Genomic DNA, 14247 nt, shown 5'->3' with positions numbered 1-14247 from the left:
CGCCCAATCCGGCCTGGGGATCCGCGCCCCGACGCCTCCAACCCGGGCCCCCACCCCGGCCACCCACCCACCGCCCCCACTGAGAGGTGCGTGCCGGCCGGCGACGGCGCCGGCCGGCACGCACAGCGGCGATAGGGCGCCACCGCCATGAGGCAGTTGCCACGCGGCATCAGGTTCAACAGGAGTGGATCGACACGCCTCAGTTCAGTCCTGCGACCGTTTCCAGAGAGACGTCGCGGCCATGACCGCCTCGCAAACGGGCTGACAGGCTCGCCGAGCAGCGGCGGGCGGACCTCGACGCCCTCGGTATCCGCTGGTAGAGGTGGACGCGGTAGAGGAACGGGCATGCTGGTCGCCATCGACCGCTCCTCCTCCGTGAGCCTTGCGGAACAGATCGCCGCCTCCCTGCGCCGCAGCATGGCCGAGGGCAGGCTCCGCCAGGGCGACCGGCTGCCGCCCGCCCGCACACTGGCCCACGGCACTGGGCATCAACATGCACACGGTCCTGGGCGGCTACCAGCTCCTCGCTGCTCGGAAGGGTGCGGAGCAAGGGCGCGGCGACGGCAGGGGCCGTGACACGGTGTACGGGTCTGTCAAACGAGCGGCTCTGTTCCGTAGTCGGTGGTGACGGCTCCGGGTGTGCTGCCCCATCGGTCGAGGAAGTCGGTCAGGGCGCGGCATTGTGTTCTCGCGGGCGATCTGGCGGTCGAGGACGTCGTGGTCGATGTACGGGTCGATGGCGGCGAGGACCAGGCGCTGGAGTTCTGCCGGTTCCAGCGCCTCCACCTCCCATTGCACGGGGTGTGCGGGGTCGAGTCCGTGTGGTCAGCGAAGGCCGGCCATCTCGGGTCACCGTGCTTGCCCAGGGCCGGGGGCAGTTCGTACTCGATGGTCTGCTCGCGGGTCGGGAGCACCCGGCGGGTATCGTCCCAGCAGTCTTCGGTGCGCCGGGCCCCGCTCGCGTCGAAGTCGCCGACATAGAGCAGCACTGCCAGCCGCGGGCCGCGCGGTCGCGCGGTCGCGTGCGACCTGTACGTGCGGCACGGCAGCGTGACGGCGCTCGGTGGGTCCTACCCCGCGTACATCTGCCCCAGGACCCGGTGCGGGGGCGTCGCGACCGGGACCGAGCGCGCTGACTGCCCTGAGCACCGCCTCACTCCCACTCAGGCGGTGCTCGCAGCCGGCCGGGTGTCCCGGTAGGCGGTGCTCGTAGCCGGCCGGGCCTGGACGGTGGCCCCGGCCTGAGGTGGTCAGGCGCCTGGGTGGGCCATCTCGTGGAGGAAGTGGAGCATCCGGTCGGCGCGGCCGGGGGGCGACAGGTAGGCGGGGGTTGCCGGTCTTCGGGTCGACGTCGCCGCGCCAGGCCAAGGTCATCTGAAACAGGTCGCGGCGGCGGCCGTATCCGTCGGGACCGGCCACAGGATCCCGAGGTCGCGCGGGCCGGTGGAGAGGTCGGTGAGGACGTCGTTCGACCAGGCGACGACGGTCTTCCCGTCCAGTGCCGTGCGGATCTCCTCGGTGGCCCGGTCCGGGTCGACGGCGTCGTCGGGGATGCCCTTGGAGCGGGACGGGACGAGGCGTGGCGTGGCCGGGTGTCGGTCAGGGTGGTGCCGTCGGGGGCGGGTGCGGTCACGTGTGCGGCTGAGGGTGGGCGGCGGCGGCCAGAACTGGTGGTGCCGCGGTCGGTGTAGGTGATGTGGAGGACAGCGAGGTCCTGGTTCAGGAGCTCGGCGGGCCTGACGCTGGACGTGGGCGCGGCGGACGGCGGCCGCGGCGAGCCCGCCAGTGGCGGAGGGTTATCCACAGGCCACGGCAGGGTCGGCGGGCACGTCGTAACGTGCTGCCTGTGTCGATCACCGGGAGAATCGGGATGTGTGACGTCCGGCTGGAACGGCTCGCTGCCCAGGTCATGGACGAACTGCCGTCCACCGGAGCACGGACGGCAGTACGGGCCCTGCTCGTCGACGTGGACGGGCATCCGGACCGGTGGCCGCCCCTGGCGGCGAGAGATCAACCACGCCTTCGGAACGTGGTGCTGGATCTCGTACGTGGCCTCCGCGAATGGCCTGGAAGTACGCGACGTCGGCTGAGCACAGTAGCCATGACGGCAGAGCCGCTCTACGCCTGCCAGGTCGCCCACTCCGAGTTCTTCAACACAGGGCGGCAGCCGAAGGGCTGCGGATCACGACGACCCAGGCTGGGGCTCCTCGCCGTCGTAGGCCGCCAGCGCAGCCTGGCGGCATTCCAGCAGGTCGCCAAGGTCCTCGTGGGTCACGTGCTCCTGGGTCAGTGCCACCATGGCCCTGGCCTCGACCGAGGCCCATGCGTGCCGGGCGCGTTTGTTGGCGCGGCACCTGGCGTCGCTGCGCAGGAACCCCGCTCCCGCCGCGAACCCGGCAGAGGCCAGAGCGGCGAGGGCGGCGGGAACGCGCACGTCCGCCGAAGCCAGCCCTGCCGCTCCCGCCGTGCCCGCGAGCAGGGCCGCGGGGAAGCCGAGGGCGATGTCCGTCTTGGCCCAGAACTCGGCCCGGCGGTAAGCGAGTTTCTTCTGGCGCGTCGCCTCGTCTCTCAGCCGCTCGATCTCGGCACGCAGGCGGTGTGCGAACTCGTCCGGGCTCAGGCGCGTGGTTCCGTCAGCGGAAGTGACCATAAAGGAATTCCAACACGCCTGCATCAGAAGGTACTTGGCGAGCCCGGACAGCCTTCGGGCGCGGCGGACGTGAGCTTCCCACAATAGTGTGCCGCCAAGTCGTGCAGCCGATCTTGCCGGTACGGTGGCAGTCCACTCGTGAGGGGTTGCCCCAACACTCTTTCCAACTGTCCTTGCGCCCATCCCGCGACAAGTACGTGCGATCACACCAGAGCGCTACCACGCCTGTTGCTGCGGCCTTTCCGAGCTCTGTTGCTGCTGGGCCATGCGGGGTCGCCGGAGGACCGGCATGAAGACACGGTGCCCAGGTCCGCGCAGGCCCCCTTCTACCGGCTCATCATCAGCTCGCCCGTCCAGCGACCCACTCGGGCAGTCCCGTGCGCACGGCGCCCATCACCGCCCGGATGACACAGGCACAGATCACCGACGCTGTCTGCCATACCTACAACCGTGTGGGCGGGCGTCTGGTCGTGATCGACGAAATCCACCGCCGGTTCAGCTCAGTGGCCGGTTCCCCGGGTCACCCGCCTTCTGCCCACTCCTCGGGGGCCGCGTCGAGTAGCTCGGCGAGGCGGGCGCGGTCCGGCAGCGGGCCGTGGTCGCCGGTCACCCGCAGTGCGGCACCCGCCGTCAGATGCCCCAGCCGCAGCGCCCGTACGGGTTCCTCGCCGCGCAGCAGCCCGGCGAGGAACCCAGCCGCGAACGCGTCACCGGCGCCCACCGGTTCGATGACTTCGACCCTGGGCGCGGGGACGGTGTGGACCCTGGGGCCGTCGAAGGCGGTGGCGGCCCGTGCACCGTCCTTGACGACGAGGACGGGTGGTTGTGGCAGCAAGTCCCGTACGGCGAAGGCGTCGGTCAGTCCGTCTCCCCACAGGGCCTGTGCCTCGTCGAGGCCCACGAACGTGATGTCCGCCCGTCTGGCGAGCCCGAGCAGCACGGTGGCCGCCGCACCGTCCGCCCACAGAGCGGCCCGGTGGTTGACGTCGAAGCTCACGGGGCACGGGCGTTCAGCAATGTCGGGCTCGAGCAGCGCGGTGACCAGGTCCCGGCAGCCTGCCGAGAGCGCCGGGGTGATGCCGCTCAGGTGGATGAGGCCTGCGGAGCGCACCGCGTAGTCGTTCAGGAGGTCCGGGGTCAGGGCCGAGGCAGCGGAACCGCGGCGGTAGTAGTGGACCCGGGTGCCCTCGGGGCCGGGGTCCTTGACGAGGAGTCCGGTCGGGCGGTGCGGGTCGGTGCGTACGCCGCCGATGTCGACACCGGACGCGGCCACCTCGGCGCGGATCCGGTGTCCGAACGGGTCGTCACCGAGCGCGGAGACCCAGCGGGCGGGCACCCCGTGGTCGGCGAGGTACATCGCCACGTTGGACTCGGCGCCCGCGATCCGGATCCCGAGCAGGCCGGCGCCGTCCAGTGGGGCGGCGGGTTCGGGGATCAGCGCGGCCATGGTCTCACCAATACAGGTCACCGGTCCCATCAACGGCCGTCGGCCGGTTGCGAGGGACGTGTGAATCGCCGTCACTGGGTTCTCCCGGGGCGGTAGGTACACGTGGGCAGGCCCCGGACGCCGACTCGGGTGGTGAAGACCGCACCGTCCAGCGGTCCGGGTGCAGCGAGACCGTGCCGCGCGCTGGTGACGTACAGGCTGTCCCCGTGGAGGCACAGCCCGGCGGGCTGCGTCGCAGGAATTCGGATCTGCCGGTCCAAGGTGCCGTCGGCGCGGTAGCGGTGGACGGTGCCGGTGCCCCAGACCGCAGTCCACAGGGCGCCCTCGGCGTCCACCGTCATACCGTCGGGGCTGCCGCGGTCGAAGGCGGCGAAAGTGTCCGGCGCACCCGGCAGCCCGGTGTCCGGGTCGACTGGGTACCGGCGGATGATGCCCTTGGCGCTGTCGGCGAGGTACATCACCGTGCCGTCAGCACAGAATGCCGGGCCGTTGGGGACGGTGAGGCCGTCCAACACCCTGATCACCGTGCCCTCGTGGTCGACACGGTAGAGGGAGCCCGCGCCGTCTTCGGCGTCGTAGGCCATGCTGCCCGCCCAGAACCTGCCGTACGGATCGGCAGTCGCGTCGTTCATCCGCATGGCCGTGGCGGCCCCGTCCTCGGGGCGCGCGAGCCACTCGGTCCGCCCGTGCGCGGTGATCAGGCAGACACCTGTTCCGGCGGCCGCAATCCAGGTGCCGGGGCGTTCGTGGACGGGGGAGACCGCGCCCAGGGGCACGGACAGCCGGGCGAGTTGCGTCAGCGGCGCGGAGCGGTCCGTGGGGCCGGCCAGCAGCCGCCCGGTGAGGATGTCGACGAGGACGACGCCGTCGTCGACCGCGCGTATTCCCTCACCGAGTCCGAGCCGGTCCTGCCAGCAGACGGCCGGTGTGCCGGCGGTCATCGGCCGTCAACCGCGGGGGCGGCAGCGCGTACGGCGTCGCGGAAGGCGCGCGCCCGCTCGCGGAGTGCTTGGAGGCTGCCGCCGTCGGCCGCGTCGCTGATCAGCGGCGAGCCGACACCCACCGCGGTGGCCCCGTGCGCGAGATACGTCACGGCAGCGTCGACGTCTACTCCCCCGACCGGCACGAACGGCACGTCCGGGAACGGTCCCTGCAGTGCCCTCAGATATCCGGGGCCACCGGCCTGCGCCGCGGGAAAGATCTTGAACGCGTCCGCACCGAGCCGCCGTGCGGCGACGATGTCGGTGGGGGTCATCACCCCCGCGAGGACGGGCAGCCCGAGGCGCTCGGCCTCCGTGACGGCCTCACAGACGGCAGGGGTGACGACGAATCCGGCTCCCGCGTCGCGAACCGCGTGTGCGTCCTCGGCGGTGAGGACGGTGCCCGCACCGAGCGGTGCACCGGGGCCCAGCGCGGCGCGGGCCCGGCGGATGACGTCGAGTGCGTCCTTTCCGCTGAGGGAGACCTCGATGAGCGGGAGGTGCTCCTCTGCCAGGGTCAGTACGGTTCTGAGCGCGGCGTCCGCGTCGTCGCCGCGCACTATGGCGACGATCCGGTGGGTGCGCAATGCGGTCAGCAGATCCACGTGTGAGTTCCCTTCCTGTCTGTGTCTTCTGATGCCGTTTCGGTTTCCGGCTCCGTCTGCGCTGGTTGTGTCCACGGCTCCGATGCCTGCGCAGCCAGGGTGAGACGCCAGCGGACCTCGCCGCTGCGCGGAACGCACGCGGCGTCCCCGTCCCGCGCGGCCGCGAGGTCGAAGACCCGGCCGAGCATGGGCTCGACCCCTACGGACCGGTACGGCTCCTGCTCGGGGAAGCCGCCGAGGTTACGCCACAGCGCCACGGACACCGGCTGGCCTTCGGCCTCGAGGGCCATGTGCAACGTGGCCGCGCCGTCGCGGACGTACACCTGCGGGGTGTCGACGATGGCCCCGACGGCTGTCCCGTCATCCGGCCCGAGACGGTCGAGCCCTTCCGTCCGCCCGGGCTGCGACGGCCAGGAGCAGGGAGTCCACCGGGCGCCGCTGTCGGGATAGAAGCGGGTCGGCGTGCCGTCGCTGATCCCGATATGGGCCTGCTCCGAGAGAGCGAGCAGCGCGTGCGCGGCCCACAGGAAGCGGTAGCCGGGTTCGGCCGTGAGCCGGTAGTCGGCCACTGCGCGGCCCCCGTCGCTGCGAATCCGGCGGCTGAGACGGAAGTCCGGGCAGTCGACGGACTCGGTGCCATCGGCCCGCTGCCAGGGCCGGGTCCAGGCATCGCCGTGGTCGGGTGTGCCTCGTACGGTCGGTACGCATTCCTCCAGTCCACCGGCGTCGGCGAAGGCGTCACCCGGAATGGCACCAGGGCGGCGTGGCTCGTCGCGGTGCCAGAGCCATTCGCGTCCGGCCGCCTGCAGGGACGTCCACCGTCCGCCGTGGGCCGGGTCGGTCTCGATCAGCAGCGGAGTCATGGCGCTCACCACTCTGCGAAGGCGCCGTCGTCGTGCCGCCACACCGGGTTGCGCCAGGCGTGTCCTGTCCGGTCGGCCGCGCGTACGGCTTTCTCGTCGACGGTGATACCGAGCCCCGGCTGTCCCGTGCGCAGCGCCCGTCCGCCGACGAAGCGGAACGGGTCGGTGTCGACGACGTACGACAGCAGGTCGGCGTCCTTGTTGTAGTGGATGCCCCGGCTCTGCTCCTGGATGAGGAAGTTCGGGGTGGAGAAGGCGATCTGGAGACTTGCGGCGAGCGCGATGGGGCCGAGGGGGCAGTGTGGGGCCAGCTGCGCCCCGTAGGTCTCGGCCAGCGAGGCGATGCGGTGGGTCTCGGAGATGCCCCCGGCGTGCGAGAGATCCGGCTGGGCGACCGCGATGCCGGCCGCGAGGGCGGGCAGAAACTCGGCACGTCCGTAGAGCCGTTCGCCGGTGGCGATGGGTACGGAGGTGGCAGCGACGAGGGAGGACAGCAGGTGTCCCTGTTCGGGAAGGAGGGGTTCCTCCACGAACAGTGGATGCAGGGGCTCGATGGCCTGCAGAACGCGGCGTGCGCCGGCCGGTCCGAATCTGCCGTGCATGTCGACGGCCACATCACGGCCGGGGCCGAGGACCGCGCGGGCGGCGGCCACTCGGTCGACGACGGCGGTGGTTTCGGCGGGCGTGGCGAGAGGTGGTGTGCGGCCTGCCGCGTTCATCTTGACGGCGGTGAAGCCGGCCTCGACCTGGGCGGTGATCTGGTCGGTGAGCTGGGCCGGTTCGTCGCCGCCGACCCAGGCGTAGACCCGTACCTCGTCGCGCACCGGGCCGCCGAGCAGAGCGTGGACGGGGGCACCGTAGTTCTTGCCGGCGATGTCCCACAGAGCCTGGTCGATGCCGGCGACGGCGCTGGAGAGTATCGGGCCGCCCCGGTAGAAGCCGCCCTTGCTGAGTACCTGCCAGTGGTCCTGAATGCGCAGCGGATCCTGGCCGATCAGGTATTCGGCGAGGATATCGACGGCAGTACGGACCACTTCGGCCCGGCCCTCGACCACGGGTTCGCCCCAGCCGACGACGCCTTCGTCGGTCTCGATCCGGCAGAACAGCCAGCGGGGCGGTACGAGGAAGGTCTCGATACGCGTGATCTTCACAGGGCCCCGGTCCCCTCGTCGGCGGCCGGTCGGCTGCCTTGCGCCCGGTCGAGGTCGCGTACAGCCTGGTCGAGCAGGGCCCGCATGGCGCGTTCGGCAGCAACCGGGTCCTGGTCGCGTACGGCGTCCAGGACAGCACGGTGGCTGGGCACGGGGTCCTCGCCGTGCAGCGAGCTGTGCACGATCTCGTCGCGGTGCGCGAGGCCGGACTCGATGACCATCTCCATGCGTTCCAGCAGTTCGTTGTGGGTGGCCGCGAGGAGCGCGCGGTGGAAGGCGAGGTCTGCCTCAACCGCGAGGGTCGCGCCGCCTTCCTGCTCGCCCATCGCGGTAAGGGCAGCTTCGAGTGCCGCGAGGTCGGTGTCGGTGCGGCGTTCGGCGGCCAGCCGGACGGCGGCCGGCTCGATGATGCCGCGGACTTCGCCGAGACTACGCAGCAGCCTGAGGTCGGTTCCGGTCCCGGTGGCGCCCGCGAACTGCCAGCGCAGGACATCCGCGTCCAGGAGGTTCCAGTCGGAGCGGGCTCTGACGAAGGTTCCGCGCTTCTGGCGGGCGTCGACCATCCCCTTGGCCGCGAGCACCTTCAGCGATTCCCGAAGGGTGGTCAGGCTGACGTCCAGGTCGCCTTGCAGCGTCACGAGGTCGAGAGTCGCCCCCTCGGGGATCTCGCCGCTCAGCACCCGGCGCGCAAGAGTCTCCACGGTCTGGCCGTGCACTCCGCGGCGCGCATATGGCGTCATGTCTGTGTGCCTTTCTGATGTGCGTCGAGTAGGGCGGCGATCAGGCCGAGGCCTTGACGACGGACCAGCCGCCATCGACGACCAGGCTCGATCCCGTGATGTAGGACGCCTCGTCGGCGGCGAGAAACGCGATGGCCGCCGCTGCCTCCTGAGGGGTTCCGAAGCGTTGTGCAGCGGTCTCAGTGACACTCTTCCTCCGGTCCTCTTCCGGAACCCGGTCCCATGCCGCAGTGAGGATGGGACCCGGCAGTACGGCGTTGACCCGCACCTCGGGTCCGTACTCCACCGCGAGTTGTCCGCACAGGGAGAGCAATGCACCCTTGGACGCTGCGTAGGCGGGATGCCCGGGGATTCCCTTGTGGGCGTGGACGGAGGAGGTGAACACGACCGCGCCGTGGTGGTCACGCAGGTCGGGCAGGACCGAACGGAAGCCGAGGAACGCTCCGGTGAGGTTCACCGCGAGTTGGCGCTCCCACGAGGCAACGGTCATGTCGTGCGCGGGGGTGACATCGACAGTGAAAGCGTTGCTCACCAGGACGGAGACGGGGCCGAAGGAATGCGCCGCCAAGACCATCCGTTCCCAGTCGCCCTCGTCCGCAACGTCCGCGCGGACGAAGAGGGCCCGACCGCCCTGTGCGCGGATACCGGCGGCGACGCTCTCGCCGGGGTCCGCGGCGATGTCGGCGAGGATCACCGCGGCGCCTTCCGCTGCGAGCCGTTCGGCGGTGGCCGCACCGATGCCCGAGGCGGCTCCGGTGACCACGGCCACCTTTTCGGCGAAGCGGGTGTTTCCGTTCATGGGGCGGGGTCGACTCCTCGGGTGGTGAAGCTGTCGGCGATTCTGCTTGCGGTGCCGTCGGGCGGTTGGCAACTGCCCGACCAGTACGACGGGTTGGGCTGCGGGGTGAACAGAGAGGTGCGGCGGCTCAACGATGTGGGGCGCATGGGACTCCGCGTGCGCGCCCATGGGACGGGGCCCGGTCTCCTGACCTGGGCAGCCGGACTCTCGTTCGACTGATACAGACTGACGGGCAACCGGGCCGCCGTCAAGATTAATTACTAATTTATCCTGCGCCTTCGACCGGGACGGCTTCCTGCCCGATGGCGCTCAGCCTCGCGGTTCATGTCAGAGCCCGATCCGGTTCACGGGCATCCGCTGGTAGCCGGTGAACTGAGCGGCGATCCTGTCGTCATGACCCAGCGACGGTTTCCCGTCCACGACTGTCACGACGCCAGGATCGGTAGTGGATGGCAGGTTGCGGTCAACCGATCCGTACGTGCGCGCGGACGGGGCGATGCTCAGCGTGGCGGCGTAGAGCGCGTTGCACTCGACGAAGTTGCACTTCGGGTACGCCGGCCGGTCGTCGGCGATGTTCACAAGGTTCGGATAGCGCGACCGCCAGGGCTCTTCCTGGTAGGAAACGGCGGCCAGCATGTTGTACAAACCCCAGGCCCCGCCGGGGGCATTGTCGACCTTGAGCTGGCAACCTGGGAGCTGGGGTGATCGCCGGGGAGGGGCTGGCCGTGGGGGCCGAGGCGGCAGTGCCGTACAAGGGGTTCCCGTCCCCGGCGGAGGCCATCGCCCACGCGGTGTGGCTGTACCACCACTTCCCGCTCTCCTTCCGCGAGGTCGAGGAGCTGCTGCTGGCCCGTGGGATCACCGTCTCCCACGAGGCGGTCCACCGGTGGTGCGACCGCTTCGGGCCCCATGCACGGCCGCGTTGCGCCGCCGCCCGCAGGCCGGCGACAAGCAGCATCTCGATGAGGTGATCATCAAGGTCAACGGGGTGCCAAGCCACCTATGGCGCGCGGTGGACCAGCGCGGAAACGTCCTGGACATTCTGGTGCAGTCCAAGCGGGACGCGAAGGCCGCGAAGGCCGCGAAGCGGTTCATGGCCAAACTCATGAAGAAGCAACGCCGGGCACCCCGGGCGCTGCTGTCCGACAAGTGCTGCCCCTACGGGCCGGCTCACCGGGAACTGATGAGTTCGGCGGAACACCGCTCGCACAAGGGGCTGAACAACCGGGCGGAGAACTCCCACCAGCCCACCCGACAGCACGAACGCGCAATGAAGGGCTTCCGCTCACCTGCGGAGCACTGAAATACCTGTCGGTGTCCAGTCAGGTCTCGCCGCACATCCGACCCCGGCGCCACCCGCTCACCGCCACCGAATACCGCACCGAGATGCACCACCGCTTCGAGACCTGGAACGAGTTCACTGGCACCACCTTCATGCCCACCACGACCTGGGCCAAAGGCGGAACCCGGGCCTGCCACACCCCGACACATCCCCAAGCGGCCGCTACATCAACAGCGTGACGACGCCCGGCGGCGCGCTGTCCACGGACGACCCGTCCCGGCATGACCACCCAGAAGATCATTCCACCCGGTCAGTCAACGTGACAGTGCCGTCAAAGAATGTGCCAACAAACCGCACTCTCTCTGCCCGATTCCTGCTCGACCCCCGGATCTCTGCCGAACCCGGAGCGGTCCATCGTGTCCGGCAACCGTCTGCCTCCAGGGGCCTCCGATGTCGGCCTGCCCGTCCGCGCCAGACCTGTCCCTTCAAGTCCATGCGCGCACTCTTGTACCGCGAGCACGACTGGATTACATTCCGTTCACGAATCCAAGTTTCGTACACATATGTGAACTTAGATTTGAGTCCTCTCTCATGCGGAGGAGCCTTCCCTGGCTCTTCCGCCCCTCCTTCGAAGAGCCGCAAGGAGTCGCCATGCCCAACTCGATGAATCGCCGTCAGTTCAACCGGGCCACCGTCGGTGCCTTAGGCCTGCGTCTGACCGCGGCAGCCCTGCCGGCCTCCGCCGCCTCGGCCCTCCTCGCCGACCCCGCCCACGCCGAGAGCCAGGAGAGACTCGGCGACTACGCCGGCCACACGTCGGACACCCGCAGCCTCACCACGGCCAGCGCCACGGGCCAGCAGCTGAAGATCACCGCCTATGGCGATCAAATGGTGCGGGTCCAGGCGATCCGTGCAGGTGAGACGTTCTTTCCGGACTCACGCTACGAGATGGTGGTGCCTGGCAATCATGCGCGGATGCGCGGAAGCCTGAGCATCGACGACCATGACGGCTCCCTCGTGATCACCACCGCCGGCCTCCACGGCATCCGGATCCTCCTGCACAAGAAGCCGCTGCGCCTCGAGTTCCATCGCAAGCACTCCACGCGCTCCACGAAGGCCGGCAATCTGCTGGCCAAGGAGGACGACACCCGCAGTCTCGGCTGGGGCGGCCCAGACAACAGCGTGGTCACACAGGAATTCGTGCCGCCGGCAGCGGACGCGGACGAGCGCTTCATCAAGGCCGGACACGGAACGTTCGGGCGGTCGCCCAAGCTCGACCGGACCGGCGATCTCGTAGCGCACAACTACTCCACCGCGAGCAACGGGCAGGCGCCTGCGCTCGTCCCCCTCTATCTGTCCAGCAACGGCTACGGCGTCTTCTTCAACACGACCTTCGACACCACCTTCAGCTTCGGCGGCAGCAGACCTTATGCGTTCTCCGCCGACGATCACAACACCGAGGGTGTCCGTCCCCAGCTGGACTACTTCCTCATCAACGGCCCGGACTTCGCCGGCCTGCTCGACCAGTACACGCAGCTCACCGGACGCCCGCGGCTGCCGCAGGCATCCATCTTCGGCCTGCAGATGTCGGACAAGAACTTCGCGAGTGTGAGCGACCAGAACTGGTGGCGTCAGAAGATCACCGAGCACCGTGCCGCCGGTTTCCCGTTCGACCACCAGGTCAACGACAACCGCTGGCGACAGGGCTCGGGCGCCTGGTCGGGGTCGTGGTTCGAGTTCAGCGACAAGCGCTGGCCCGACCCCGCGGGATACGAGAAGTGGGCCGCTGCCAACGGCGTCACGGTCACCCTCGACTACAACCGCAACAACTCCAACGAGATGGAAGGCTGGGTCCCGGGCCCCCCGCCCGGCTACAGCTTCGACGCCGCCGACCTCACGGCGGTGAACCAGAACGACGCGGTGCCCGACTGGACCAACCCCGCCACCCGCGCCTGGGTGTGGAGCGTCTTCTGGAAGAAGGCCTTCGACCCCACTCTGAAGTATCCCGGCGACGGCCTCTGGCTGGACGAGCCCGACGAGCTGGGACGCATCCCGTACAACGCCGACGCGGCCAACGGCTGGAAGTGGTCGGAGCTGCGCAACGCGTACTTCTTCTATCTTCACAAGGGGGTCGGCCAGGAAGGCTGGGACCCCGACACCGGCAACCACATCGGCCGCGCCAAGCGCCCCTGGAACTGGAGCCGGGGCGCCTCCGCAGGCCAGCAGCGCTACGGCCACTACTGGAGCGGCGACACCAACTCCACCTACGACGAGATGCGGATGCAGATCAGGGGAATGCAGGCCGCCGGCCTCGGCGGCTTCCCCTACGCCAACATCGACGGCGGCGGATTCCACCCCGCCGCGAACGGCCTGATCTCCGATCCCCTCTACCGCAACTGGCCGGCGGCCTGGTCGAGCCTCTCGCCGATCTGGCGGCCGCACGGCGCGGCCAACACGAAGGATGCGGGGCAGCGGGCCTCACGCTGGCCTCTCGACCAGGGCACGGACGCGCAGGCGGACTTCACGAAGTACAGCCGGCTGCGCTACACACTCATGCCCTACATCTACACAATCGCCCACCAGGCGCACTCCACCGGTATGCCGATGGCCAGGGCCATGTTCATCGACTACCAGGACAGGGCCACCGCCTACGCGCACGACCTGCAGTACATCTGGGGCCCCTCGCTGCTGGTCGCGCCACTGACCTCGGACGGCGGCGGCAGCACCCAGGTCTGGCTGCCTGCGGGCAGCACCTGGTACGACTTCTGGAACGACACCCCGTACACCGGCTCCGACAACAGCGAACTCTCCTGTGCCACCCGCACCGGGGAGATACCTCTGTTCGTCAAGGCGGGGGCGATCCTGCCCAGGTATCCCTACGCGCAGAGCACGAAGTACATGAACAAGCGGCAGTTGGAGCTGGACGTCTACTGCGGCGCCGACGGTGCGTTCTCCCTCGTCGAGGACGACGGGGTCACAGAGGACCACCAGCTGGGCGAGCGGAGCGTCACCGAACTGACCTACGCCGACAAGGCGCGCAAGGTCGTCATCCGCCACCCGCGGGGAACCTATTCCGACGCACCCACCGCGCGCCGCTACGTGGTCCGCCTCCACGGTCTCTCAGCGCCCGTCGGTATGCGCGTCAACGGCGGCGCCACCCTGCCCGCCTTCACCAGCGAGGCCGCGGCGATCGTCAACGGAAGCGGAACGGTGTGGGATTCCGACAGGAAGGTCCTGTCGGTCGTGACCCCCTCGATCCCCGCGGCCGAGCGCGGCGGCGTGGCCGCGAGGATCGAGCCGAGCGGCAAGCAGCTCCCGACGGCCACGGGCGGGACCGTGCACCAGATCGAGAGCGCCGCCCTGGACGGCGCGTTCATCGACACGCGGCACCCCGATTACACCGGGACGGGATATGCCTGCTTCGCCGACTCCTCGGCGGACGGCGCCTTCATCGAGTGGACCGTCGACGTTCCCGACGCCGGAACCAGGACGCTGACTTTCCGCCATGCCAACGGCGGCCCGAGCGATCGCCCGCTGTCCGTGTCGGTCAACGGCTCCCCTGTCGAGAGCGCCCTGCCGTTCCGCCCGACCGGGGGATGGGCCACTTGGAAGACGACCTCCCTCGCAGCCTCGCTGCCCGCAGGCAGGGTCACGATCCGCGCGACCACGGCCGGCTCCAACGGCGCCCACATGGACAGCCTGACGATCCACTGACTCCCAGCGCCCGGGC

At 69.8% G+C, this 14247-nt stretch carries 11 protein-coding genes and 1 pseudogene; 3 read left to right on the top strand and 9 right to left on the bottom strand.

The window, feature by feature from the left end; genetic code table 11:
* Positions 1 to 2182: 2182 nt before the first annotated feature.
* The 8 genes from ACFYY7_RS37060 to ACFYY7_RS37025 form a co-directional block, all read right to left on the bottom strand.
* Positions 2183 to 2650 (bottom strand): hypothetical protein, encoded by a 468-nt coding sequence (locus tag ACFYY7_RS37060; protein WP_388668183.1) that lies wholly within the window; start codon positions 2648 to 2650, stop codon positions 2183 to 2185.
* 520 nt (positions 2651 to 3170) lie between these two features.
* The gene (locus ACFYY7_RS37055) at positions 3171 to 4127 is read right to left on the bottom strand and encodes a sugar kinase (protein ID WP_388668203.1); all 957 of its coding nucleotides are present in this window, start codon (positions 4125 to 4127) and stop codon (positions 3171 to 3173) included.
* 41 nt (positions 4128 to 4168) lie between these two features.
* Positions 4169 to 5038, bottom strand: a complete 870-nt coding sequence (locus ACFYY7_RS37050; RefSeq protein ID WP_388668180.1) for an SMP-30/gluconolactonase/LRE family protein — start codon at positions 5036 to 5038, stop codon at positions 4169 to 4171.
* Entirely contained in the window at positions 5035 to 5682 is a 648-nt protein-coding gene (locus tag ACFYY7_RS37045; protein WP_388668177.1) for a bifunctional 4-hydroxy-2-oxoglutarate aldolase/2-dehydro-3-deoxy-phosphogluconate aldolase, read from the bottom strand. Before ACFYY7_RS37045 ends, ACFYY7_RS37050 begins: the two co-directional genes overlap by 4 nt.
* A complete protein-coding gene (locus ACFYY7_RS37040) occupies positions 5670 to 6545 on the bottom strand; it encodes a hypothetical protein (RefSeq protein ID WP_388668174.1) in 876 nt (291 codons plus the stop codon). The genes ACFYY7_RS37045 and ACFYY7_RS37040 overlap by 13 nt, the downstream gene beginning before the upstream one ends.
* A gap of 5 nt (positions 6546 to 6550) precedes the next feature.
* A complete protein-coding gene (gene dgoD, locus ACFYY7_RS37035) occupies positions 6551 to 7696 on the bottom strand; it encodes a galactonate dehydratase (protein ID WP_388668171.1) in 1146 nt (381 codons plus the stop codon).
* Positions 7693 to 8436 carry a FadR/GntR family transcriptional regulator gene (locus ACFYY7_RS37030; RefSeq protein ID WP_388668168.1) on the bottom strand — a complete coding sequence of 248 codons (744 nt, stop codon included), beginning with the start codon at positions 8434 to 8436 and terminating at the stop codon, positions 7693 to 7695. Before ACFYY7_RS37030 ends, dgoD begins: the two co-directional genes overlap by 4 nt.
* Positions 8437 to 8476: 40 nt before the next feature.
* Complete coding sequence (locus ACFYY7_RS37025) at positions 8477 to 9235, bottom strand: SDR family NAD(P)-dependent oxidoreductase (RefSeq protein WP_388668165.1); 759 nt, start codon at positions 9233 to 9235, stop codon at positions 8477 to 8479.
* 21 nt (positions 9236 to 9256) lie between these two features.
* Between ACFYY7_RS37025 and ACFYY7_RS37020 the strand changes: the two genes are divergently transcribed.
* The gene (locus ACFYY7_RS37020) at positions 9257 to 9454 is read left to right on the top strand and encodes a hypothetical protein (RefSeq protein WP_388668162.1); all 198 of its coding nucleotides are present in this window, start codon (positions 9257 to 9259) and stop codon (positions 9452 to 9454) included.
* Between the two features lie 108 nt (positions 9455 to 9562).
* On the opposite strand, the gene ACFYY7_RS37015 is transcribed toward ACFYY7_RS37020, so the two are convergent.
* Complete coding sequence (locus ACFYY7_RS37015) at positions 9563 to 9871, bottom strand: hypothetical protein (protein ID WP_388668159.1); 309 nt, start codon at positions 9869 to 9871, stop codon at positions 9563 to 9565.
* Between the two features lie 89 nt (positions 9872 to 9960).
* On the opposite strand from ACFYY7_RS37015, the pseudogene ACFYY7_RS37010 reads away from it, so the two are divergent.
* Positions 9961 to 10654, top strand: a pseudogene (locus ACFYY7_RS37010) (IS6 family transposase); the annotation flags it as partial.
* Positions 10655 to 11168: 514 nt separating this feature from the next.
* Positions 11169 to 14231, top strand: a complete 3063-nt coding sequence (locus ACFYY7_RS37005) for a TIM-barrel domain-containing protein (RefSeq protein ID WP_388668156.1) — start codon at positions 11169 to 11171, stop codon at positions 14229 to 14231.
* Positions 14232 to 14247 lie beyond the last annotated feature (16 nt).

Origin of the sequence: Streptomyces sp. NPDC001933, assembly GCF_042890955.1 — a bacterium.
GTDB lineage: Bacteria > Actinomycetota > Actinomycetes > Streptomycetales > Streptomycetaceae > Streptomyces.
This window is presented reverse-complemented; position numbering and strand designations above follow the sequence as displayed.

Bases quoted from the DNA above. Each gene is read 5' to 3' on its own strand.
- ACFYY7_RS37040 (WP_388668174.1), bottom strand. From the start codon at position 6,545: ATGACTCCGCTGCTGATCGAGACCGACCCGGCCCACGGCGGACGGTGG.
- ACFYY7_RS37030 (WP_388668168.1), bottom strand. From the start codon at position 8,436: ATGACGCCATATGCGCGCCGCGGAGTGCACGGCCAGACCGTGGAGACT.
- ACFYY7_RS37015 (WP_388668159.1), bottom strand. From the start codon at position 9,871: ATGCTGGCCGCCGTTTCCTACCAGGAAGAGCCCTGGCGGTCGCGCTAT.
- ACFYY7_RS37060 (WP_388668183.1), bottom strand. From the start codon at position 2,650: ATGGTCACTTCCGCTGACGGAACCACGCGCCTGAGCCCGGACGAGTTC.
- ACFYY7_RS37050 (WP_388668180.1), bottom strand. From the start codon at position 5,038: ATGACCGCCGGCACACCGGCCGTCTGCTGGCAGGACCGGCTCGGACTC.
- ACFYY7_RS37055 (WP_388668203.1), bottom strand. From the start codon at position 4,127: ATGGGACCGGTGACCTGTATTGGTGAGACCATGGCCGCGCTGATCCCC.
- ACFYY7_RS37025 (WP_388668165.1), bottom strand. From the start codon at position 9,235: ATGAACGGAAACACCCGCTTCGCCGAAAAGGTGGCCGTGGTCACCGGA.
- ACFYY7_RS37005 (WP_388668156.1), top strand. From the start codon at position 11,169: ATGCCCAACTCGATGAATCGCCGTCAGTTCAACCGGGCCACCGTCGGT.